This window comes from Corallococcus sp. Z5C101001 (genome assembly GCF_007352635.1).
Taxonomy (GTDB): domain Bacteria; phylum Myxococcota; class Myxococcia; order Myxococcales; family Myxococcaceae; genus Corallococcus; species Corallococcus silvisoli.
Genome location: NZ_VKLU01000018.1, coordinates 102,168 through 123,353, shown reverse-complemented (window position 1 = coordinate 123,353; position 21,186 = coordinate 102,168). Strand labels below are relative to the sequence as shown.

Annotated in this window: 20 protein-coding genes; 5 read left to right on the top strand and 15 right to left on the bottom strand. The window is 71.5% G+C overall.

The window, feature by feature from the left end; genetic code table 11:
* Positions 1-116: 116 nt before the first annotated feature.
* On the bottom strand, positions 117-1,853 hold the full coding sequence (gene poxB, locus FOF48_RS32745) for a ubiquinone-dependent pyruvate dehydrogenase (protein ID WP_143908278.1): 1,737 nt from the start codon (positions 1,851-1,853) through the stop codon (positions 117-119).
* Between the two features lie 215 nt (positions 1,854-2,068).
* Here poxB and FOF48_RS32740 point away from each other — a divergent pair, with 215 nt between their 5' ends.
* Positions 2,069-3,586, top strand: a complete 1,518-nt coding sequence (locus tag FOF48_RS32740; protein ID WP_143908276.1) for a hypothetical protein — start codon at positions 2,069-2,071, stop codon at positions 3,584-3,586.
* Between the two features lie 7 nt (positions 3,587-3,593).
* Here FOF48_RS32740 and FOF48_RS32735 read toward each other — a convergent pair whose 3' ends face one another.
* The 4 genes from FOF48_RS32735 to FOF48_RS32720 form a co-directional block, all read right to left on the bottom strand.
* Complete coding sequence (locus tag FOF48_RS32735) at positions 3,594-4,376, bottom strand: LytTR family DNA-binding domain-containing protein (protein WP_143908274.1); 783 nt, start codon at positions 4,374-4,376, stop codon at positions 3,594-3,596.
* Complete coding sequence (locus FOF48_RS32730) at positions 4,369-5,502, bottom strand: sensor histidine kinase (protein ID WP_143908272.1); 1,134 nt, start codon at positions 5,500-5,502, stop codon at positions 4,369-4,371. Before FOF48_RS32730 ends, FOF48_RS32735 begins: the two co-directional genes overlap by 8 nt.
* 66 nt (positions 5,503-5,568) lie before the next feature.
* Positions 5,569-5,979: an Rcs stress response system protein RcsF gene (rcsF, locus tag FOF48_RS32725; RefSeq protein ID WP_186002164.1), complete on the bottom strand. Its 411-nt coding sequence runs from the start codon at positions 5,977-5,979 to the stop codon at positions 5,569-5,571.
* Positions 5,980-6,099: 120 nt separating this feature from the next.
* Positions 6,100-6,759, bottom strand: coding sequence for a hemolysin III family protein (locus tag FOF48_RS32720; protein ID WP_143908268.1), 660 nt, complete (start codon positions 6,757-6,759; stop codon positions 6,100-6,102).
* 131 nt (positions 6,760-6,890) lie between these two features.
* On the opposite strand from FOF48_RS32720, the gene FOF48_RS32715 reads away from it, so the two are divergent.
* The 4 genes from FOF48_RS32715 (at position 6,891) to FOF48_RS32700 (ending at position 11,884) form a co-directional block, all read left to right on the top strand.
* Complete coding sequence (locus FOF48_RS32715; protein WP_255442930.1) at positions 6,891-7,529, top strand: TetR/AcrR family transcriptional regulator; 639 nt, start codon at positions 6,891-6,893, stop codon at positions 7,527-7,529.
* Positions 7,530-7,646: 117 nt separating this feature from the next.
* Positions 7,647-7,946, top strand: coding sequence for a hypothetical protein (locus tag FOF48_RS32710; RefSeq protein ID WP_143908266.1), 300 nt, complete (start codon positions 7,647-7,649; stop codon positions 7,944-7,946).
* A 201-nt stretch (positions 7,947-8,147) separates the two neighbouring features.
* A complete protein-coding gene (locus tag FOF48_RS32705; RefSeq protein ID WP_143908264.1) occupies positions 8,148-10,412 on the top strand; it encodes a zinc-dependent metalloprotease in 2,265 nt (754 codons plus the stop codon).
* A gap of 119 nt (positions 10,413-10,531) precedes the next feature.
* Entirely contained in the window at positions 10,532-11,884 is a 1,353-nt protein-coding gene (locus FOF48_RS32700; RefSeq protein ID WP_143908262.1) for a cytochrome P450, read from the top strand.
* A 29-nt stretch (positions 11,885-11,913) separates the two neighbouring features.
* Here the strand turns inward: FOF48_RS32700 and FOF48_RS32695 are convergent, their stop codons facing one another.
* From FOF48_RS32695 to FOF48_RS32650, 10 genes are read right to left on the bottom strand one after another with little or no spacing between them, the layout of a single operon-like run.
* A complete protein-coding gene (locus tag FOF48_RS32695) occupies positions 11,914-12,816 on the bottom strand; it encodes a MerR family transcriptional regulator (RefSeq protein WP_143908260.1) in 903 nt (300 codons plus the stop codon).
* Between the two features lie 12 nt (positions 12,817-12,828).
* Complete coding sequence (locus tag FOF48_RS32690) at positions 12,829-13,689, bottom strand: MerR family transcriptional regulator (RefSeq protein ID WP_143908258.1); 861 nt, start codon at positions 13,687-13,689, stop codon at positions 12,829-12,831.
* The gene (locus FOF48_RS32685) at positions 13,686-14,363 is read right to left on the bottom strand and encodes a lysophospholipid acyltransferase family protein (protein WP_143908256.1); all 678 of its coding nucleotides are present in this window, start codon (positions 14,361-14,363) and stop codon (positions 13,686-13,688) included. Before FOF48_RS32685 ends, FOF48_RS32690 begins: the two co-directional genes overlap by 4 nt.
* On the bottom strand, positions 14,360-14,707 hold the full coding sequence (locus FOF48_RS32680) for a lycopene cyclase domain-containing protein (protein ID WP_143908254.1): 348 nt from the start codon (positions 14,705-14,707) through the stop codon (positions 14,360-14,362). Before FOF48_RS32680 ends, FOF48_RS32685 begins: the two co-directional genes overlap by 4 nt.
* Positions 14,704-15,075, bottom strand: a complete 372-nt coding sequence (locus tag FOF48_RS32675; RefSeq protein WP_143908252.1) for a lycopene cyclase domain-containing protein — start codon at positions 15,073-15,075, stop codon at positions 14,704-14,706. The genes FOF48_RS32680 and FOF48_RS32675 overlap by 4 nt, the downstream gene beginning before the upstream one ends.
* The gene (locus FOF48_RS32670) at positions 15,072-16,190 is read right to left on the bottom strand and encodes a glycosyltransferase (RefSeq protein ID WP_143908250.1); all 1,119 of its coding nucleotides are present in this window, start codon (positions 16,188-16,190) and stop codon (positions 15,072-15,074) included. The genes FOF48_RS32675 and FOF48_RS32670 overlap by 4 nt, the downstream gene beginning before the upstream one ends.
* Positions 16,187-17,155, bottom strand: coding sequence for a carotenoid 1,2-hydratase (locus FOF48_RS32665; RefSeq protein WP_235686042.1), 969 nt, complete (start codon positions 17,153-17,155; stop codon positions 16,187-16,189). Before FOF48_RS32665 ends, FOF48_RS32670 begins: the two co-directional genes overlap by 4 nt.
* Positions 17,152-18,609: an NAD(P)/FAD-dependent oxidoreductase gene (locus tag FOF48_RS32660; protein WP_143908248.1), complete on the bottom strand. Its 1,458-nt coding sequence runs from the start codon at positions 18,607-18,609 to the stop codon at positions 17,152-17,154. Before FOF48_RS32660 ends, FOF48_RS32665 begins: the two co-directional genes overlap by 4 nt.
* Positions 18,606-19,640 carry a phytoene/squalene synthase family protein gene (locus FOF48_RS32655; RefSeq protein ID WP_143908246.1) on the bottom strand — a complete coding sequence of 345 codons (1,035 nt, stop codon included), beginning with the start codon at positions 19,638-19,640 and terminating at the stop codon, positions 18,606-18,608. Before FOF48_RS32655 ends, FOF48_RS32660 begins: the two co-directional genes overlap by 4 nt.
* Positions 19,637-21,181, bottom strand: coding sequence for an NAD(P)/FAD-dependent oxidoreductase (locus FOF48_RS32650; RefSeq protein WP_143908244.1), 1,545 nt, complete (start codon positions 21,179-21,181; stop codon positions 19,637-19,639). Before FOF48_RS32650 ends, FOF48_RS32655 begins: the two co-directional genes overlap by 4 nt.
* Positions 21,182-21,186 lie beyond the last annotated feature (5 nt).

Genomic DNA, 21,186 nt, shown 5'->3' with positions numbered 1-21,186 from the left:
TCGCGCCAAGGTAGCCAGCGCGGCTTGCTCACATCTTCACGGAGTCATCATGGCGCGGGCATGAATGGCTCATCCCCCGTCCCTTCCCGCCACGGGGCGCCCCGTGAAAAGGGGCATCAGCGCCAGAGGTTGGTGCGCGCCAGCTCCAGCACCTCGGTGGTGCGGCCGTTGAGCAGGGCCTTGATGCCGAAGAGGGTGAAGCCCGCGGCCATCGACGCGGTGATCTTCGGCGGCATCACCAACTCCGCCTTGCTGACGACCGCGTCCACCAGCACGGGGCCGGGTGTCGCGAGCGCCAGCTGCACCGCCTCGTCGACGGAGCCCGGGTCCTCCACGCGCAGGCCCTTGATGCCCACGGCCTCCGCCAGGGCGGCGAAGTTGGGGTTGCGGAGCGCCGTGCCCACGTCGAGCATGCCTGCCACCTGCTGCTCCATCGCCACGAAGCCCAGGGAGCTGTTGTTGAAGACCACGACCTTGATGGGCAGCCCCAGCTGCACGAGGCTGATGAAGTCCCCCATCAACATCGTGAAGCCGCCGTCTCCGGAGAAGGCCACGACCTGGCGGTCCGGGAACGCCTTCTGCGCGCCAATGGCCTGCGCCAGCGCGCTGGCCATGGAGCCATGGTTGAACGAGCCCAGCAGCCGCCTTCGTCCGCGCATGGTCGCGTAGCGCGCGGCCCACACCGTGGGCAGGCCCACGTCGCAGGTGAAGATGGCGTCGTCCGACGCCTGGAGGTCGAACGCCCGCGCCACCTGCGGCGGATAGATGGGCTTCCTGCCCACCGTCCCCACCCCCAGCGCGTCCAGCTCGTCTCGCGTCTTGCGGTAGTGCGCGAGCGCGCGCTCCAGGTGCTTCGTGTCGCGCTTCGCCTCGATGCGGGGCAACAGCGCCTGGACCGTGGCGGACACGCTGCCCACCACGCCCACGTCCACCCGGGTGCGCTTGCCGATGTTCTCCGCGCGCACATCCACCTGGATGATGCGGGTGTCCGCGCTGTCTGGATAGAACTGCCGGTAGGGGAAGTCCGTGCCCAGCATCAGGAGCACGTCGCAGTCGATCATCGCCCAGTACCCGGACGCGTAGCCGATGAGGCCCGTGAGCCCCACGAAGTGGGGGTTCTCCTTCTCGACGTACTCCTTGCCCCGGAGCGCGGAGACGACAGGCGCCTGGAGCTTCCGCGCCAGCTCCACCACCTGCGGCCCCGCGCCCTCGCAACCCGCGCCGCACAGGAGCGTCACGCGCGCCCCGCGGTTGAGCAGCGCGGCCATCTGCTCCACCTGCGCGGGAGCGGGCATCACCTGGGAGAGGGTGCCGCGCAGGGACTCCGGCGTGGGGGCCCTCGCCTCTTCCGTCTTCTGCGTGGCGACATCGCCGGGGAGCACCACCACCGCCACGCCGCCCTTCCCCACCGCGTTGCGGACGGCGATCTCCGCCGTGCGCTGCATCTGGTGGGGGGCGGAGACCAGCTCGCAGTAGTGGCTGCACTCCTTGAAGAGCACCTCCGGATGCGTCTCCTGGAAGTAGCCGGTGCCCAGCTCCACGGAGGGGATCTGCGCGGCGATGGCCAGCACCGGCACGCGGCTGCGGTGACAGTCATACAGCCCGTTGATGAGGTGCAGGTTTCCAGGGCCGCAGCTCCCCGCGCACACGGCGAGCCGGCCGGTGAGGTGCGCCTCCGCGCCAGCCGCGAAGGCGGCGGCCTCCTCGTTGCGCATGGCGACCCATTCGATGTCCCCGCGCTTGCGCAGCGCTTCCGTGAGGGCGTTCAGGCTGTCGCCCACCACCCCATAGATGCGCTTCACCCCCGCGAGCGCGAGGACCTCCGCGAACTGGTCCGCCACCGTCTTCTTCATCGTCCACCCCTCGCCTGGGCCGGTGCTCCCCGGGCGAAGATGTGCACCGCGTCGCCCCTCCGCGACGGGACGGACACGCCAGCCTGCCGCCAGGCTGGCTGCCCGGCGAGGGAAGGACGGTCATTCGCCGCGACCTGCCCACCGTTCGCCGCGCCGTTCGCGTCGCTGGCGGCATGCCCCCGGAGGCGCGGCCTCGCCCGCGACATCCTGGCGTCATGCGAAGAGCCCTCCTGCTGTCCGCCGTCGCCGTCCTCCTGTTGTTCACCCTGCCCACCTCCGCTGGAGAGGAGCCAGGACGCACCCGCGTCCGCGCCGCCGCCGAGGCCATGGGCGGTGAAGCCCGGCTCCGCGCGCTCGCGAGCCTCCGCGTGCAGGGTATTGGCCACTGGAACCTGCTGGAGCAGTCCGAACGGCCCACGCCGCCCTTCCTGGTGATGTACGAGCAGTTCGACGAGGTGCGCGACCTGCGCGAGGGCCGCCTGAACCAGAAGACAGAGGGCCGCGGAGCGGTGCTGGACCCCTGGAAGGCCATGACGGTGCGGCTGTCCGACGGCGTGGTGGCCGCGGAGGTCGAGGGCAAATGGAGGCCCCTGGGCAACGCGCAGTTCCAGGACCTCCAGGAGCGGCTGACCTTCGCGCCGGAGCACGTGCTGCTCGCGGCCCTGGGCGCGAAGGACCTGCGCGCACAACCGGACACGGTGCTCCAGGAGGTGCCCCACCACGTCGTCGCCTTCCACCTGGGCCGCGCGAGCGTGCGCCTGTTCCTCAACGCCCACACGGGCCTGCCCACGGCGGTGGAGACGGTGGACGCGCACCCGGAGGATCTGTTCTGGAGCGCCTGGGGAGACGTGCGCACCGTGCTGTCCTTCCAGTCGTGGACGCTGGAGCCGGGCGGCCTGCGCTATCCGCGCCACTGGGAGTGGGCCCGCAACGGCCAGCCCGACCACTCCGTGACGGTGACGGCGGTGACGGTGGATCCGCCGCTCAGGGACGAGGACTTCACCGTGCCGGACGACGTGAAGCAGGGCTTCGAGGCACGCCGCGCGAGGAAGCTGGAGGACATGCCCGTCACCCGTGCGGAGACTCCGCCGGTGGAGGTGTCGTCCGGCGTGGTGCAGCTCCCGGGCGCGTGGAACGTGACGCTGGTGGCGCAGGATGACGGCGTGGTGGTGGTGGAAGGGCCCATCTCCTCGGGCTATTCGGCGCGAGTGCTGGACGAGGCCGCGAAGCGCTTCCCGGGCCTGAAGGTGAAGGCCGTGGTGTCCACCAGTGATGCGTGGCCCCACGTCGGCGGGCTGCGGGAGTACGTGGCACGCGGCATCCCGGTGTACGCGCTGGACCTCAACCGCGCGCTGGTGGAGCGGCTGGTCGCGTCGCCGCGCACCCTGCTGCCGGATGCGCTCGCCCGGGCGCCCCGCGCCGCGAAGCTCCAGACCGTGAGCGCGCGGCGGGTGCTGGGCAGCGGAAGGAACGCGCTGGTGCTGCTCCCGGCGCGCACGGAGACGGGAGAGCGGATGCTGTTCGTGTGGCTGCCGGAGCCCCGCCTGCTCTACACCTCCGACCTGGTGCAGCCCCAGCCGGACGGCACGTTCTTCAACGTGCAGCAGGTGGATGAAACGGTGGAGGTGGCCGGGCGCGAGAAGCTCCCCGTGGCCCGCGTGTTCGGCATGCACCTGAAGCCCACCGACTGGAGCGCGCTCACCACCGCCGTGGACAAGGCCCGCGCGCCCTGAGCGCGCGCTACCGGGCCCGGCCCAACCGCCGCTCCAGGTGCTCCCGGCGGCTGCGGCTCACACGCAGCCGCTGGCCGTTCGCCAGCACCACCACCTGCTCCGTGGGCGAGGGCCGGTGCACCTCCTGGATGCACCCCACGTTCACGATGGCGGAGCGGTGGATGCGCACGAAGCGCTCCGGGTCCAACCGCGCCTCCAGCGCCGCCAGGCTCTCCCGCAGCACGTGGGCCCTGCCGTTCACGTGCAGCGTGACGCAGTAGTCGTCCGCTTCGATCCACTCGATGTCCGCGACGGGGACGAGCACGGAGCGCATGCCCACGCGCACCAGCAGCCGGTCCACGGGAGGCTCCGTGGGCTTGGGCACGGGGGCCGTGTCCGCCAACAGGTCCGCCAGCCGTCGTCCCAGCTCCGCGGCCTCGCCCGCGCGCAGCCGCTGCCGGGCCCGGGACAGGGCCTCATCGAAGCGCGCATCGTCGAAGGGCTTCACCAGATAGTCCACCGCATGCACGGTGAAGGCCTTCACGGCGAAGGTGTCGAACGCGGTGACGAAGATGACGGCGGGCATGTGCTCGGCGCCCACCTCGCGCAGCACGCCGAAGCCGTCCAGCTCCGGCATCTGCACGTCGAGCAGCACCAGGTGGGGCCGCTGGGCGCGCAGGGCGGCCACCGCCTCGCGGCCGTCGCGGCACTCGCCGCACACCACGACATCCGGGTGGCGGGCCAGGGCCTGCCGCAGTCCCCGGCGGGCCAAGGGCTCGTCATCCACCAGCAGCACCCGCAGCTCAGCCATGCGCGACCCCGGCGGAGTCCGGCGAGCAACGCCACGGCAACAGGACGGTGGCCACGGTGCCCACGCCCTCCGGACCGCGGATGCGCAGGTGTCCCGCGTCACCGTAGAGCTGCGACAGCCGCGCGCGCGTGTTCGACAGGCCGATGCCCTGGCAGGCCTCCAGGTCGAACTCCCGGGGGAGCCCCGGCCCGTCGTCGCCCACCGTCAGCTCCAGCGCGTCGCCAAGTCGCCGCGCGCCGATGCGCAGCACCCCGGCCGCGGAGCGCATGCCGATGCCGTGGCGGAGGGCGTTCTCCGCGAGCGGCTGGAGCACGAGGTGCGGCACGGAGGCCTCCAGCACGTCCGGGTCCACGGCCCACTCCACGCGCAGCCGGTCCGCGAAGCGCAGCCGCTGGAGCTCCAGGTAGCGCGACAGCACCGCCACCTCGTCGCGCAGGGGCACCTCCTGCGTGGCGCCCTTCTGGAGCAGCTGGCGGAGCAGGTCGCTCAACAGCACCAGCATGCGGGCGGCCTCCTGTGTCTCGCGCTCGCGCACCAGCACGACGATGGCGTTGAGCGTGTTGAAGAGGAAGTGCGGGTGAAGCTGCGACTGGAGCGCGAGCAGCCGGGACTCGGCCAGCTGCACCGCGAGCGCCGCCGCTTGACGCTCGCTGTCCCGCGCCCGGAGAGCGGACTGGTTGGCGGAGGCCACCGCCAGCACCGTCGCGTAGGCCATGCCCATCATCGGCAGCCAACCCCACCACGCGCGCAGCCAGCGCGCGGCCCACGTCACGGACTCCCGTCCAGGCATGGGAGGCATGAACCCGGCCGTCGTCGTCGCGTACACGCCAGCGAAGAGGGCCCCCATGCCCAGACACGCCAGCAGATGCACGAGGACCGGGCGGACCCGGAGCGGATTCAGGCGCTCGCGCAGCGCGAGCCGGGTGAGCCACGGCGTGAGGGGCAGCCACACGTACCAGGCGGGCATCTGCGCGGCGAGCACGCGCCACGGCGCGGGTGCCTGCGGCATGTCGCGGCTGAACGAGTATGTCTCCAGGGCGGAGAAGAGCGCGGGTGCCGACCAGACAGCGGCCCGCTTCGCCCAGCTCCGCCACGTGCTTCCAGCTGCGTCTTCCACGAAGGCCACGAGGCCGCGAGTCTACCGGGAGGCGCGGAGGACTTCACGACCTCCGCGCCCGCTCGCTCCCCTGCTTCAGCCCCGCGAGAGCAGGGTGAACTTCTCGCCCGGGTGCGACTTGGAAGGCGGTTCATCCCAGCGGATGGCATCGCCCCGGCACTCATAGGACGTGTAGCACTGGAAGCGCATGCCGCCCTCGGAGCACGCGATGTTCGTCACGGCGTCGGCATGAAGCCTCGCGGCTTCGCCCTTCAGCATCTCCTGGAGGGCCGCGGGCGAGTAGTTGGTCCGGTAGATGCCGCTGGTGCAGGAGGAGGCTTCAACCTCACCCAGGAACGTGAACCTCCGTCCGGACAGGTCCTCCGCCTTGATGAGGGTGATGTTCGCCGCGCGACGCCGCAGCTCTGGATCCCTCAGCGCCATCGAACGCATACAGCCCTGCCCCAGCGCCAGGACCGCGAAAAGCACCACTCCACGAAGATGCATGGCCATGCCCCTCCCGGGCCCCCTTTATCCCCGCCCCGGCCATGCGGAAAAACAACCCTTCCCCGCGCAACCATCCGAGGCAGAAGACCCTCGGACACTGGCGGGCCCGTTGAAGATGGCCTACCCCGCCGCGCGCACCAATCGCAGCACCACCGCGAAGTGCAGGCCCGCGCCCACCAGCGTCATCGCGTGAAAGACCTCGTGGTAGCCGAAGACGCCGGGCCGGGGATTCGGCCGCTTGAAGGCATAGGCCAGCGCGCCCAGCGTGTACGCGAGACCGCCAGCGATGATGAGCAGGCTGGCTGCGTTGCCCACCGCGCGGAAGACGTCGCCGAAGTACGGCATCATCGTCCACCCCACGGCGATCGCCAGCGCCGCCGTCACCCACTTGGGCGCCCCCACCCAGAACAGCGATTGCAGGATGCCCACCAGCGCCCCCGCGTAGAGCCAGGCCATCAGCGGGTTGCCCACCTCTGGCGGCAGGCCCAGCATGATGACCGGCGTATAGGTCCCCGCGATGAGCAGGAAGATGGCCGCGTGGTCCGCTCGGCGCATCCACGCCCGCGCCCCCGGCGACCAGTTCACCCGGTGGTACGTCGCGCTGATGGTGAACAGCGACACCAGGCTCAACGCGTACAGCGCGGACGCCAGCGCCGTGCGCGGCGTGGGCGCCATCGCCACCAGCACCACCCCCGCCCCCACCGCGAACGCCGCCGCCCACTGGTGCAGCACGCCCCGCAGCCTCGGCTTGTCCGCGCCCATGACCGCCGCCGCCGTCATCCCTTCACCGCGTTGGACTCGACACCCTGCGAAACGAGGCATTTCATGACGGTGACGGCTCCGCGCCTTCCCTACGGGATGGTAGGTTTCGGTCAGGTAAGTTACTGTTGAGTAGGTTCGAGGTCAACTTGGTGAAGAAGAAGCAGCGGCTGACAGGCGCGGAGCGCCGGATCCAGTTGATGGAGATCGGGCGGGCGGTGTTCGCCGCCAAGGGCTACGAGGCCACTTCGATTGAAGAGGTCGCCCAGAAGGCGGGCGTGTCGAAGCCCATCGTCTACGAGCACTTCGGCGCGAAGGAGGGGCTGTACGCGGCCATCGTGGATCGGGAGATGGACGACCTGGTGGCGCGGGTGTCGGCGCCCATCGCGCAGGGCTCGCCCCGGCAGCGCTTCGAGGAGGCGGTGCTGGCGTTCATGTCGTACGTGAAGGAGGAGCCGGCGGGCTTCGCGGTGCTGACGCGTGACTCGCCCACGGCGGCGGCGCGGCGGGGGCTGACGCGCGTCATCGACGACCTGGCCCAGCGCGTGGGCGACGTGTTCCGCAGCGAGTTCGAGCGGGCCGGCTATTCCTCCAAGGTCGCGCCCATCTACGCGAACGCGCTCGTCGGCATGGTGACGCAGGTGGGGCACTGGTGGGCCGCCGACGGAAAGTCCTTCTCCACGGAGAACGTCGCGCGCCATGTCGCGGCGCTGGGATGGATGGGATTGCGGCACCTGCCCAAGGACCCCGCCGCGCCGGGCGCGAAGCGAGAGCCGAAGCGCAAGGGCTGACAGGCCGGCTCGGCCAAAGGGCGCGCGTCCTGCCGAGTCGAGCCCGGACATCGCCGCCCCGAGGGCGCCGCTGAGTTCGACGACACCCTCCGGATCCTCGTCGTGACGTAGACGCAGGTGCGTCCCGCCAGCGCGCAGGTCCCGGAGCGCGCTGTTCCAGCAGCTGGCGGTGCTATCGAGGACATCATCGCGCTCCTCGGCTTCCTCTTCGCGTGGGATGACCTCCTCGCCACCCAGCGAGCGCTGGAAGAGATGACACAAGACGTGCTCCAGCCGGCTGAAGGGTTCGGAAGACGCCAGCGCCTCGTTCTTCAACCAGCCCATCGCGAACTGGACTTCATCCGGTGGGCCGACGCCGTCGTCCACAACAACGACGAGGGCAACACCGACAAGAAGCGCTTCCAACCGCGGTCATGAACTTCACGCCCCCGTCTCCCAGTGGACGGACGGCGTCGCAACGTCCCGGCGCGCGGGCCATATCACCCACGCGCCGGGGTCGTTGCCCCATGGAGGCCATCCGGAGTCTGGGAATCTCCGCCCGACATGCCCTGGCGAAGTCCGCGTTTCCAGAGAAGCCGGCGGCGAGGTCCTTCACCGCCCTATCCCTGGAGAGCTTCGATGCATGGATGGAAGTGGTCCTCGCGGCGACGTTGGTTGGGCGCGGCGTCCCTCGCCGTGATGCTGACGACAGCAGGATGTGAGTCCACTGCTCCCGAAGCCGCCGAAGCCCCCGAGGCGGCCCTGGCGGTGAGCCTGGACGGTGCGTTCGTCGCGGTGCCCCGTGCCACGAGCACAGCGCAGCGGCAGCAGGTGGAGCAGCAGCTCTCCGGCGTAGTGGAGGACGCGGGCACCCACTTCTATCTGGCCATCAAGCGCAGCGAGCTGAACCAGAAGTGGTTCCTATCCACGTTCTTCAAGCAGGCGCACCCCGGAGGTGTGCTCTACGGCGCGGGCGCCACGTTGGGCACGCGCGTGGTGAGCTTCCAGGAACAGAACGGCAAGCTCTTCGTGCTGGACGTGGACGACCGCAAGAAGCTCAGCGACCTGTTCGACCCGCAAATCCTGGTGGAGGCGTACCCCGTCGTCACCGACTACGGCCCCTTCAACCGGCTGCGCGGCTCCGACCAGTACGTGCTCGTGGACCCCTCCGCGGGGCTCAACCGCTTCGGCGCGGTGGCGGACCTCTATGCGTGGAGCACCCGCTTCCAGACGGAGCTGAGCTTCGCGCAGCGCTTCCGCACCCTCTCCGACGGCATCTCCTTCGAGCAGGTGTTCACCGGCTACTCGGACCTTCCGGACGACCTGGCCTCCGAGTTCCTGGAGCCCAACGGCTACCGCCTGTCCGGCACCCTCGCCCTGTCCCTGCGCCGCTACAAGGAGGGAGCCGGCTACTCGCCCACGCCCATGCCGACGACGCCCTTCTACTTCGAGGGCGCCCCCCGCCTCATCACCAACTCCGGGGCCTGGCAGGAGGTGGCCGCCATGAAGTGGAACGTCCATCCCGGGATGAAGCCCATCCCGTGGCTCATCACGCCCAGCGTGCTCAAGCTGCAGAACGACCCGCGCTTCCAGGGCTACGACGTGGTGGGCGCGGTGAAGCGCGGCGTGGAGAACTGGAACCAGGCGTTCGGCTTCAAGGTCCTGGAGGCCCGGGTGGGCGACGCCGGGCTGGACTTCGCGGATGACACGAAGAACGTCATCCTCTTCGACACCGACGAGGGGATGCCCTTCGCCTTCGCGAACTTCCGGCTCAACCCCAACACCAGTGAGATTCGCGGCGCCAGCGTCTACCTGCCGGCCATGTGGCTGGTGTTGGGGGACGAAGTCTTCGACAGCGACCCCGGTGCGTTCGCCGCCCAGCCGAAGTCAGCGCCCCCGCTGCGCCTGTCGTGGTCCGGGATGGCAGGCCAGACGCTCTGTGACCTGGACCTCCAGCAGGCCCTGGGGGACCGGGCCACGGGCACTCCCTCCACGCTGGCCGTGGGGGCTGCGCTCACGAAGAAGCAGAAGGTGGAGGCCTACCTCACCCACGTGGTGTTGCATGAGATTGGCCACACGCTGGGGCTGCGCCACAACTTCGCCGGCTCGCTGGTGGATGACGGCTCCCCCACGTCCGTGCGGAGCAGCTCCGTGATGGACTACAGCCTGGACGACGACGCCATCCAGGTCACCACCCCGGGTGCGTACGACGTGCAGGCGGTGCGCTACCTCTACGGGATGGACTCCGGACTGCCCACCCTGCCGTTCTGCACGGACCAGGACCGCGCCACGGACCCGAGATGCGCGACCTACGACCGGGGCTCCAATCCCATCCCGTTCCGTCTGTATTACTTCAATGACCTCGCGCAGCGGTACCTCACGACGGAGCAGGTCCCCTCCTACTTCGACGCGGCCCTCAGCGTCCGCATCAACAAGGTCCTGGACTTCGTGCGGGTGGGACCCGCCGCGTCGCAGCTGGAGGCATACCAGGGCATCCTTGCGTCGGTGAGGCCACCGCTCGCCCTCCCCCCGGGCGCTCCCGCGTTCTACGGCGCACGGGCGGATGACATCGCCCTCCGCGTCCTCTCGCGGCTCTACCTGGACCCTGTTCGGCAGCGGGGCGTCTTCTCCGGGGATGCGCCCGCCACGCCAGCCCTCACGGCGGCGATCATCGCGGACGTGCGCGGCATCCTGCTGAACGTGGACGGCGTGCGCGGCTACCGGTCCCGCAGGGCCATGGTGGACCTCCTGAAGCAACACCAGACGCTGGCGGCGTACTCGGCGCTGCGCGAGGCCCGGGAGGTCATCACCGCCCAGCTCCCGGCGCTCGCCGGGGAGGAGCGGTTGCAGTCCGAGGACCTGCTGGCGCGCATCACCAGCGCGCTCTCGCCCTACTTCCGTTGAGTTGAGAGGTGGAAGGGGAGGACAAGAAGCCTTGTCAGTTCCGCCGGAGTGTCACCTTGGAGCGCTCCGGATAGATTGTGGCCTTCAGGGAGGGCTCCGGCCCTCCCAGGAGCCGCCGCATGAACGTCTCCCCTTCCGCCTCCGCGGTCCTTCCTCCCGCCCTCCCCGCGGGGCTGCCATGGGTGGGCCTGGGCCTGGAGTACCGGAAGGATCCGCTGGGCTTCTTCCTGCGCTGCGCGAACCAGGGCCCGGTGCTCCGGACCCGGTTGGTGGGGACGCCCATCTACGTGTTCAACACGTCGGACGCCATCGAGCACGTGCTAGTGAAGAACTTCCGCAACTACCCGAAGGACCTCTTCCAGGAGCGCGCGCTGACGGCGGTGGTGGGCAACAGCCTCATCACCAGCCAGGGTGACTTCTGGATGCGGCAGCGGCGGATGATGCAGCCCGCCTTCCACAAGACGCTGGTGGCCACGCACGGCGACGTGGCGGTGAAGGCCGCGCGGGCGTGGCTGGCGCCGCGACGCGAGGGGGACCGCTGCGACGCGTACACGGAGATGATGGCGCTGACGCTGGACGTGGTGGCGGCGACGCTCTTCGGCGCGAACCTCTCCGCGCAGGCGCGGGAGGTGGGACAGGCGATGGAGACGGTGATGCTGCACGCCAAGTTCCTCTTCGAGAACCCCATCACCCTGCCCTCCTGGGTGCCCACACCGGGGCAGCGGCGCTTCCAGGCCGCCATGCGCACGCTGCACGCGGTCGTGGACGCCGTGGTGGCGCGGCGCCGGGCACAGGGCGGCCCCGGGGACGATTTGCTGGGCCTGATGCTGGAGGCGCAGGCGGAGGACGGCGCGCACATGACGGACGCGCAGCTGCGCGACGAGTGCATGACCTTGATGATCGCCGGCCATGAGACGACGGCCGCCACGCTGGCCCTCTGCCTGCTGTCCTTGGCGCGCCATCCGGAGGCGGAGGGCGCGCTCCGGCGGGAGCTGGCCACGGTGCTGGGAGGCCGCGAGCCCACGGTGGCGGACCTGCCAGCGCTGCCCTACTGCGAGCAGGTGGTGAAGGAGACGCTGCGCCTGTACCCGCCCGCGTGGGGCATGAGCCGCATCGCGGCGGAGGAGGACCGCGTGGAGGGCTTCCGGGTCCCGGCCGGCACGGTGGTCGCGTGGTCGCAGTGGGCGCTGCACCGCAACCCCCTTCACTTCCCGGAGCCGGAGGCCTTCCGCCCCGAGCGATGGGCAGACGGGCTGGAGCGCCGCATCCCGCGCTTCGCCTATTGCCCGTTTGGAGGAGGCCCCAGGCTCTGCATTGGCGCGGCCTCCGCGATGGTCGTGACCCGCCTGGCGCTGGCCACGCTCCTCCAGCGCTTCCGCTTCGAGTCCCCGCCGGGGCCGCTGCCAGAGTTCATCGCCGCCATCACCCTGCGCCCCAAGGGCGGCATCCCGATGACCCTGCGGGCCGTGTAGCCCCGGCGCGCCTGGCTCTTTCGGAGGGCTCAGCCCGCCATCCGCGCCCAGTCCTCGTCGTGCGTGAACAGCGTCACGCCCAGGCGCTCACAGATGCCCTCATGCGCCAGGGCGGCGGGGCCGCCCACCCAGATGGGCAGCCCCTTCGGCAGGGCGTCCACGAGCCGCTGGAGCGCGTCCTGGAACACCGTCGCGCCCCGGTCCATCACCGCGGACAGGCCCACCACGTCGGGCCTCGCCCTGGCCACCGTCTCTCCCAGGCTCTCCACCGGCACGCGCTGCCCCAGCAGCGTCACCCGCACGCCCGCGTACCGCAGCCGCAGCGCCGCGCCCAGCAGGCCCACCTCGTGCTCCTCCTCCGGGAAGCACGCGAGCACCGCGTGCCTGCGCCCTCCGTCGGGTGCGCTTCGCAGCAGGCTCACCAGCCGCTCGCGCACCACCTGCGTCACCAGATGCTCCTGCGCCACCGTCAGCGTCCCCGCGTGCCAGCGCGCGCCCACCTCGCGCTGCACCGGGACGAGCACCTCCTCGAGGGCCTTCAGCGGCGACAGCGCCGCCATCACCTCGTCGAGGATGCGGGAGACGCGCGGCTGCTCATACGCCTCCGCCGCCGCCAGCACCTCCGAGCGCCAGACGTCCGCCTGCGCTCCGGAGGCGGAGGCCCCGCTCTCGCGGACCGGTGGGGGCGGGACACCCAGCTCCGCCGTCAGCTGCGGCAGCAGCTTCGCCGCCTCGCTGATGGCCACGCCTTCGTCCGTCAGCGCCTTCAGCCGCTTGAGGAGGGCCACGTCCCGGTCGGTGTAGACGCGATAGCCGGAGGGCGTGCGGTCGGGCACCAGCACGCCATAGCGGCGCTCCCAGGCGCGGATGAGCTCCACGCGGACACCTGACAGCTCCGCGGCGATGTGGATGCGATAGGTGCGCTCAGCCATGGTGCCTGGGGTTCACGGTCGGTTCTGAGCGTTCCTCGCCTGTTGCCAGATGGCAATCAGCTCCTCCGCGGACTCCGCGTACTGTGCGCCCAGGGTGAACACCGTTTTCAAGTGCTCGCGCGCCCCGGGGCCACCTACCACCACCGGAGCGGGCGCGCACGCACGCAGCGCCTCCGACAACACGGGGACGAAGTCCTCCGCGTCCCGGCGCCGGATGAAGGACAGCGCCACCACGTCCGGCCGCACCTGCGCGCAGGCCCCGTGCAACGCCTCCGCGGGCGTGTCCGCCCCCAGCAGCGTCACCCGCCAGCCCCGGGCCTTCAGGTGCACGCCCAGCGCCAACAGTCCGCCTTCATGGTGGTCGCGGGCCGGGCAGGCCAACAGCGCGCGGGGGCCCTCCCCCACGCGCTCCATGCCCGTGAACACCCGCCACAGCCGCTGCCGCACCAGCGCGGACGCCAGGTGCTCGCGCGCCACGTCCAGCCGCGAGGCCATCTCCCGCAGGAGCGGAACCAGCACGGTGTCGCAGTAGACCGTGGCGCCCAGTCCCGCCTGGGCCTCGTCCAGCACCGCGTCCGCCGCCTCCGCGTCCAGCACCCGCACCGCCTCCCAGAAGCGGTCCATCCACCGCGACTCCGTGGGGACGGACACCTCGGGCTCCGCGCGCACCTGGGCGAGGGCCTCGCTCACCGACAGGCCCTCCTCCATCAGCTTCGCCACCCGGCGCACGGCCTCCACCTCGTCGCGCGAATAGACGCGGTAGTTGTTCTCGCTGCGCTCCGGACGCGGGAAGCCATAGCGGCGCTCCCAGGCGCGCAGCGTGGCCTCGCGGATGCCGGTGAGCCGGGCGATGGTGCGGATGCGCAGGCTCATGGGCCCAGGCCCCTGGCCCGGTCCCAGCGCTCCGCCACGCCGCGCGCGCCGGCCACCTTGCGCGTGAAGCCCTCCAATCCCGTCACGGACGACACCCGGTGCACCGCCGCCTCCAGCTCGCTCTGGAAGCGCGCGAGCGGCCCGGCTTCGTGCGCGGGCCCCACCTCCAGTAGCACGTCCGGCCGCTCGTGCTCGAAGAAGACGTAGCGGATGGCGACGGGCACGCACCGCGCCTTCGCCGCCTTCGCCAGCAGCTCCACGCCCCGCTCCAGCCGCAGCGGGAAGTCACCGAAGGGCCGGTGCTCCCCTTCCGGAAAGACACACACCGCCGCGTTCGGCTTGCGCAGGAGCTCCTTCGCGTACCGCAGCGAGGACAGCGACGACCTCGCGTCCTGCTTGCGGATGCTGAACGCACCCATCTTCGTATGGAAGGGGTAGCGGCGCAGGTTGTCCTCGTCCATGAGGCAGTACCCGTCCCAACCCGCCACCTGGCAGAGCTGGTGCAGCACGAAGCCGTCCCACCAGTTGGAGTGGTTCAGGTAGACGAGCCGCCCCACGCCGTCGGAGGGCAGCTCGCCGCGCACCCACAGGCCCCGGAACGTCGAGCGGACCTTCCACCCGATGTACCGGTCCACCGCCCACCCGAAGGGGCCCCCCTTCGCCGCGCGAATCAAGGCGCTCGCGCCTCCCGGGGCCGCCACAGCGCCGTGAACAGCGCCAGCCCCAGTGACACCAGCACGCTGGTGATGAGGAAGAACAGGACCTCCTCCAGCGGCACCACGCCCACGTACACGCCCAGGTGTCGCCCGGCGCCGAAGTTCCAGATGCCGGTGGAGATGGCCAGGTGGTCCGCGACGGACAGGTACACGCCCACGACGAGCGCCGGCGGCAACACCGCGCGCAGCACCGCTCCCGAGCGCGCCTTGTAGTGGCCCACCAGCAGCGCCAGCTGGATGCCAATCACCGGCAGCGTCCAGGCCAGCAGGTGGAGGAGGTACGCCCAGCGCGTCTCCATCATGGCGACACCTCGCGCGGGTCCAGGGTCCGGCCGGTGGGGACGGGCTCCTGCTCGCGCGGCGCGGGGGCCAGCGCGCGCTCCAGGCGGTCGCGCGCCCACAGGCCCACGAGCAGCGTCTGGAGGCCGAAGAAGAGGTACTCCTCCAGCGGCAGGTAGCCCAGCTTCACGCCCCAGATGCGCTCCGGGTCGAAGCCCCACAGGCCCCACTTCACCGCCAGGTTGTCCCACGGCGACGTGGCCGCGTAGACGACGACGAGCAGCACGCCCATGGGCGCCAGCCCCCGCCACGACAGCGTGCGGCGGTAGCGCACGACGAGGAACAGGAGGGGCAGCACCACGAACAGCCCCAGGAAGCGCGCGTAGGTCATCCCGGGCCTCCGCTCCACCGCGCCGCCACCCGCACCATGCGTCCTCCCGTCTCCAGCGCGTAGGTGTGACCGCGCCACGTCACCCGTCCCCGCCGCGTGAGCGAGGCCGCGAAGGCCCCGAGCAGCAGCAGCTCCCCCCGGACCCAGTCCGTCAGCGCGTGGCCCCGGTCCACCTCTCCTGGCACCCGGCTCAGCGCGGAGAGGCGCAGCGCCAGCAGCGTGCGCACGGCGACCAGGGCCGCCACCGCCACCCACACCCGAGGCTCCCGGAGGAAGCCGGCCAGCAGCACCAACGGCACGGTGGGCGTGAAGAGCAGGGGCACCGTGGGGTACAGGGCCGGCCGGTGGCTCGCGAGCACCTGCATCCACCGCGTGAAGCGCTCCAGCGGCACGCGCCAGGACGTCCCAGGCGCCACGGGCACCCATGCGGGCGCGGGGCTCAGGGCCACCTCCAGGCCGTGCGCGTGCAGGCGTCTGGCCAGCTCCAGGTCCTCGCCGATGTGGTCCGACACCCCGCGCAGCTCCTCCACGGCCCGCGCGGACACGCCCAACGCCTTGCCGCACACCGCCTGCGCCCCCGCGCTCATCACATGGAGCGCACGGAAGCTGTGATGGGTGTAGCGCAGCAGGCCCGCCATCGCGCGGCCCGCCGCATCCACCGCGCCGACGGGCGTAGGGGCGGCGGTGCTCAGCGCGGCGCCCGCCACCAGCGGCGCGGCCAGTCCCTCCACCAGCGCTCCCGTCACCGCCACGTCCGCGTCCACCGCGAGCACCACGCGTCCGTGCACCCGCAGCGTGTCCACGGCGTAGAGCAGGTGGCCCACCTTGCGATTGGGGCACACCGGATCGCTCGGCAGCCAGCGCACGCCCGCTGCCAGACGGGGGCGGTAGGGCGACAGCACCACCTGCTCCAGCGGACCCGCGTAATCGATGGGTCGCGCCAGGTTCTCCAGCTCCTGTGGCGTGGGCGCGTCCACGGGGCGCAGCAGCAGCACGGAAGGAAGCACGGGCGTTGCGGCGGCGGGCGTGCGGCGCGACAGCCGCGCCAGCGCCACCGCGCTGAAGCCTCCGGCCAGCGTCGCCCACCCGAAGGTCAGGAGCCCGAGCGCGTTCATGCCATCCGCCCCATGCGCGTCCGGAAGTGCGCCATCCAGCGAATGAATGGGGAGTGGAAGCGGCGGAAGTCCGCCACCTCGCCCATCGTGTCCAGCGCGTCGCGGCGTGACTCCAGCCGCGCATAGAAGGGAGACGACTCCAGCAGACGCGGCGGGCCCACCGCCTCCATGCCCGTGTGCAGCTTCGCGGGCACCCGCAGGCCCCAACCGGTGATGCGGGTGGGCCGAGCCTCCGGCTTCTCGCCCCGCTCGCACACCACGCCATCCACGTCCGCCCTCATCCTCAGCGGCGCCACGCCGTCCGGCAGGTGGTAGTCCACCTCCGTGTGGGCCGCGTGGTGCGTGCGCGCCCAATGCCAACCGGACAGCCTCGCGCCCAGCGGCTCCTCGCCGTGGTTGGTGTCGTGATAGCCCAGCCCCTCCGCCATCACCTCCAGCGAGGACACCTCCAGCCGCGCCTCCGCGCGGGGCGCCAACGCCTGCCAGTAGTGAGGCAGGTCCGGCACGAGCCGCACCTCCGCGCCCCGCCCGGTCAGTGGCCGCAGCGTCAGGCTGGCGCGCACCGGACGGCCCCACGGCGCCGTCGCGTCCTCCACGTCCATGCGCACCGTGCCGTCCAGCGCGTGCGTCAACGTGGAGCGCCCGATGCGCAGCCGCCCCGGTCCCTGCGACTCCACGCACGGATACTCACTGAGCACCCACAGCCGGCGCACACCCTGGTGATAGAGCGCGAAGTTCACCGCGCTGTACGCGAGCGGATGCCCGCCGCGCCGCGCCGCCACCGAGTAGCGCGGCGAGAAGAGCGACCCCAGCATGAAGATGCACACCGCGCTGTACGGCCCCGCGGTCACGTCCGCGTAGAACCAACGGTAGGACCCCGCCACGTCCGGCAGCGCGGGCAGCCCGGACACCCTCGGCGCCAGGGCCACCTCCCGCGAGATGCTCCGCGCGAGCATGGACTTCATGTGCCCTCCCGCAGGTGCGCGGAGGCCATCCGCGCCGCGAACTGGCCCGACAACATCACCAGCGGCACCCCGCCGCCCGGGTGCGTGCCGCCGCCCGCGTAGAACAGCCCCGGCGTGCCGCCCCGGATGCGCGGCCTGCGGAACGGACCGAAGCGCCCGTGCGGCAGGAAGCCGTAGATGGAACCCCCTGGAGCCCCACGCGCCGCCAGGTCCACCGGCGTGCGCTGTCCCACCACGCGCACGTGGCCCTTCAGCGCCGGGTAGTGCCGGAAGAGCTTGTCGAACATCTGCACCCGCACGTGCTCCGCCAGCGCCTCCCAGTCGCGCCGGGCCTGCTCCGCCGGGCCTTCGCCCATGGGCATGGCCGGCGCGTTCACCATCACGAACAGCCCCGTGCGCCCCAGGGGCGCCATGCTCGGGTCCGTGGCGGACGGGTTGCAGAAGTACACCGTGGGGTCCGTCGCCAGCTGGCCCGCGAACAGCTCGTCGAATTCGCGCCGGGAGTCGCCACCGAAGAGCACCGTGTGGTGCGGCAGGGCCGGCCGTCCCTCCACCTCCAGCAGCAACACGAAGCCGGACAGGGACAGCGGCTCCGACTCCCGGCGCAGCGACGCCAGCGGATCCGCGTTCACCACCACGCTGTCGAAGTGCGCTCCCTCCGCGCCCGGCCCCACGCGGTAGCCCCCGGAGACGCGCTCGAAGCGGGCGCGCGTGTCCAGGTGCACCGTCACGCCCAGCCGTCGCACCGCCTGCCCCAGCGCCTCCACCAGCGCGCCAATGCCTCCCCGGACGTGGTGCACGCCGTACGCATGTTCGATGTGCGGGATGAGCGCGAAGGCCGCGCTGGACGCATAGGGCGACCCGCCCGCGTAGGTGGCGAAGCGGCCCACGTACTGTTGCAGGTGATGCGTCTGGAAGTGCTTCGCCGCCAGCGCGTGCAGCGTGTCCAGCTTCATCCCCGCCAGCATCGCGCCAATGCCCCGGCGGGCCACGCGCGCCATGAAGCCGGCCATGCCCTCGAAGGGGGCCTCCAGGTAGGGCTCGCCCGCGGCGCGCCAGATGGCCGCGGCCTCCGCGTAGAAGGAGTGCACGCCCTTGCGCTCGGCGGGCCTCAGCTCCGCGGCGCTGTCCGCCATGCGCGCCAGGTCCTGGTACGCCGTGAAGCCGCACCCGTCCGCGAAGCGGTAGGTGCACTGCGGATCCAACGCCGTGAACGGCGGCAGCAGGTCCCGCGCGTCCAGTTGCTCGAAGGTGCTCCGCACCAGCGCCGGCAACGTGAGCAGCGTGGGCCCGGTGTCCAGCGTCAGTCCCTCCACGGTGACGGCCTGCGCCTTGCCTCCCAGCGCCGGCCCCGCTTCGAACAGCGTCACCGCATGGCCGTCCTTGGCCAGCAGGCCCGCGGCGGTCAGCCCCCCGATGCCGCCTCCAATCACCGCCACGCGCGAGCCCTTCATCGCGGACCTCCCGTGCCCGTGGATGGCAGCGCGACCGGGGTGGAGGGCAGCGGCACGGGGGTGTCTGGCAGCGCGGCCCGGGGGCGCAGGAACACGGTCGCCGCCAGCTCCAGCTTGCGGCCCGGCGTCGTGTGGGCCCGGCCGCTGAACACGTCGAAGTCCCGCGCCTCGATGTCGCGCAGGATGTCGCCGTAGATGGAGCCCATCAGCCGCACCATGCGCTGGCTGCCGAAGCCGGTGAGGTAGCGCACCCCTCCCGCCGCCCGCGCGTAGTACGCCCGCGCGCGTTGAATCTGGAAGCGCATGAAGTCGCGCCACTTCGCGTCCACCCGGCCCTGGCGCAGGTCGTCCTCCGTGATTCCGAAGGCGCGCAGCTCCTCCGCGGGCAGGTACACCCGGCCGCGCTCCAGGTCCTCGCGCACGTCGCGCAGGATGTTGGTGAGCTGCATCGCGCGGCCCAGGTCCGCCGCGGGCTCCACCGCCCGGACGTCCTCGCAGCCCAGCACCGGCGTGAGCATCCACCCGACCACGCCCGCGACCCGGTGGCAGTACAGCGCCAGCTCCTCCCACGTGTCGTACCGGACGCGCGTCAGGTCCATCTCCATGCCGGAGATGAGGTCCTGGAAGGGCTGCTCCGGAATCCGGTAGTGGTGGATGGTGTGGCGCAGCGCCGCGAACTCGCTCGGGTCCCACGGCGACGGAGCCTCCGCCGAGGGCTGGCGCGCGGACAGAGGGCCCAGCTCTCGCGAGGCCAGCTCCGGCAGCGGCAGGTACACCTCCGCCACGCGCTCGCGCGCGCGGGCCAGGCGCGTCGGCAGGTCGAGCGAGGCCGCCTGGGGCAGCGCGCTCTCGCCCGCGTCCACCAGGTCGTCCAGCCGCCGGCAGAAGGCATACAGCGCGAAGGCCGCCTTCCGCCGCTGACCGAAGAGCAGGTACGACGCGAAGAAGAAGCTCTTCGCATGGTGGCGCGTGACGGTGCGCGCCCGCCGGTAGCCCCGCGCGACGAGGCCGGGGGATTCCGTGACGCTCATGCCGCCACCTCCACCGCCGCGGGCGTCCCCGCTCGCGGCGACAGCGCCACGCCCTCCTTGCGGGCCCACGCCACCAGCCGCTCGGTGACGAGCCGCGCGGAGATGAGCACCGTGGGCAGGCCCGTGCCCGGCTGCGTGGAGGCGCCCACGAAGAAGAGGTTCTTCACGCGAGGGTCCACGTTGGCCGGACGGAAGGGGCCAATCTGGAAGAAGTTCTGCGCCAGCCCGAACGCGCTGCCGCGCGCCAGGTTGTAGGTGCCCGCCCAGTCATCCGGGGTGAACACGCGCTCCACCTCGATGTCCGCCTCCAGGTCCGGGTAGCCCAGCTCCGCCATGCGCTGGAACACCTTCGCGCGCACCTTCGGGCCCTCCACCTTCCAGTCCAGACTCGCGTGCTGGTGCGGCACGGGCACGAGCACGTAGAGCGCGTCCTTGCCCTCCGGCGCCAGCGACGGGTCCGTGCGCGTGGGGACGTTGACGTAGAAACTGGGGTCCTCCGGCACGCGGAAGCGCTGGAAGATGTCATCGAAGGAGCCCGCGTAGTCGCGGCCGAACATCACGTTGTGGTGGAAGAGCCCCGGCACCTGCTTCTTCATGCCCAGGTAGAGCATGTAGCCGCTGGAGGTGAAGCGCAGCTTCTCCCCGCGCTTGAAGGGCGCGTCCTTCGGGTCGAGCAGCTGCTCGTACGCGTACGGCAGGTCCGCGTTGCACAGCACGGCATCCGCTTGCACCTCCTCGCCGCCCGCGAGCCGCACGCCCGTGGCGCGGCCCCCTTTCGTGAGGATGCGCTCCACCGGACGGCCATAGTGCAGCGTCACGCCCTCCTCGCGCGCCAGCCGCTCCAGCGCGAGGGGAATGGCATACAGGCCGCCCTTCGGGAACCAGATGCCCACGCCCAGCTCGGTGAAGGGCAGCAGGCCATACACCGCGGGCGACTCGAAGGGAGACACGCCCAGGTACATGGTCTGGAACGTCATCGCCGCGCGCAGCCGGTCGTCCCGGAAGTAGCGGCTGACGTCCGCGTACATGCGGCGGTGCGCGCGGGCCTGGAAGATCCTCGCCAGCACGCGGGGAGAGAAATAGTCGCGGATGCCCTCGAAGTTGCGTCCCACGAAGTGGTCCAGGCTCACGCGGTACTGGGTGCGGCCCCGCGCCATGAAGGACAGGTAGCGCTGGAAGCTGCCCGGCTCCACGCGCTCCAGCTCGCGGCCCATCGCGCACAGCTCGGACGTGAAGGTCACGTCGGAGCCGTCCCGGAAGTGCACCCGGTAGTTCGGGTCGCAGCGCACCAGCGTGAGGGAGTCCTCGATGCGGCGGCCCAGCGCGCGGAAGGTCTCCTCGAACACCTCCGGCATCAACACGATGGTGGGCCCCACGTCCCACGTGAACCCGTCCACCTGGAGCCGGTTGCACCGCCCACCGGGGCCGTGCGTCTTCTCGAAGACCTGGACGTCGAAGCCCTGACGCGCGAGCCGCGCCGCCGCGGCCAGCCCGCCCACCCCCGCGCCCACCACCACCACCCGCTTGCGCTGTGTGCTCATCACGG

What these genes read in the sequence shown, in the direction of transcription:
- poxB (WP_143908278.1), bottom strand. Translation starts at nt 1,853, where the DNA reads ATGAAGAAGACGGTGGCGGACCAGTTCGCGGAGGTCCTCGCGCTCGCG.
- FOF48_RS32740 (WP_143908276.1), top strand. Translation starts at nt 2,069, where the DNA reads ATGCGAAGAGCCCTCCTGCTGTCCGCCGTCGCCGTCCTCCTGTTGTTC.
- FOF48_RS32735 (WP_143908274.1), bottom strand. Translation starts at nt 4,376, where the DNA reads ATGGCTGAGCTGCGGGTGCTGCTGGTGGATGACGAGCCCTTGGCCCGC.
- rcsF (WP_186002164.1), bottom strand. Translation starts at nt 5,979, where the DNA reads ATGCATCTTCGTGGAGTGGTGCTTTTCGCGGTCCTGGCGCTGGGGCAG.
- FOF48_RS32720 (WP_143908268.1), bottom strand. Translation starts at nt 6,759, where the DNA reads ATGACGGCGGCGGCGGTCATGGGCGCGGACAAGCCGAGGCTGCGGGGC.
- FOF48_RS32705 (WP_143908264.1), top strand. Translation starts at nt 8,148, where the DNA reads ATGCATGGATGGAAGTGGTCCTCGCGGCGACGTTGGTTGGGCGCGGCG.
- FOF48_RS32700 (WP_143908262.1), top strand. Translation starts at nt 10,532, where the DNA reads ATGAACGTCTCCCCTTCCGCCTCCGCGGTCCTTCCTCCCGCCCTCCCC.
- FOF48_RS32695 (WP_143908260.1), bottom strand. Translation starts at nt 12,816, where the DNA reads ATGGCTGAGCGCACCTATCGCATCCACATCGCCGCGGAGCTGTCAGGT.
- FOF48_RS32690 (WP_143908258.1), bottom strand. Translation starts at nt 13,689, where the DNA reads ATGAGCCTGCGCATCCGCACCATCGCCCGGCTCACCGGCATCCGCGAG.
- FOF48_RS32680 (WP_143908254.1), bottom strand. Translation starts at nt 14,707, where the DNA reads ATGATGGAGACGCGCTGGGCGTACCTCCTCCACCTGCTGGCCTGGACG.
- FOF48_RS32675 (WP_143908252.1), bottom strand. Translation starts at nt 15,075, where the DNA reads ATGACCTACGCGCGCTTCCTGGGGCTGTTCGTGGTGCTGCCCCTCCTG.
- FOF48_RS32670 (WP_143908250.1), bottom strand. Translation starts at nt 16,190, where the DNA reads ATGAACGCGCTCGGGCTCCTGACCTTCGGGTGGGCGACGCTGGCCGGA.
- FOF48_RS32665 (WP_235686042.1), bottom strand. Translation starts at nt 17,155, where the DNA reads ATGAAGTCCATGCTCGCGCGGAGCATCTCGCGGGAGGTGGCCCTGGCG.
- FOF48_RS32660 (WP_143908248.1), bottom strand. Translation starts at nt 18,609, where the DNA reads ATGAAGGGCTCGCGCGTGGCGGTGATTGGAGGCGGCATCGGGGGGCTG.
- FOF48_RS32655 (WP_143908246.1), bottom strand. Translation starts at nt 19,640, where the DNA reads ATGAGCGTCACGGAATCCCCCGGCCTCGTCGCGCGGGGCTACCGGCGG.
- FOF48_RS32650 (WP_143908244.1), bottom strand. Translation starts at nt 21,181, where the DNA reads ATGAGCACACAGCGCAAGCGGGTGGTGGTGGTGGGCGCGGGGGTGGGC.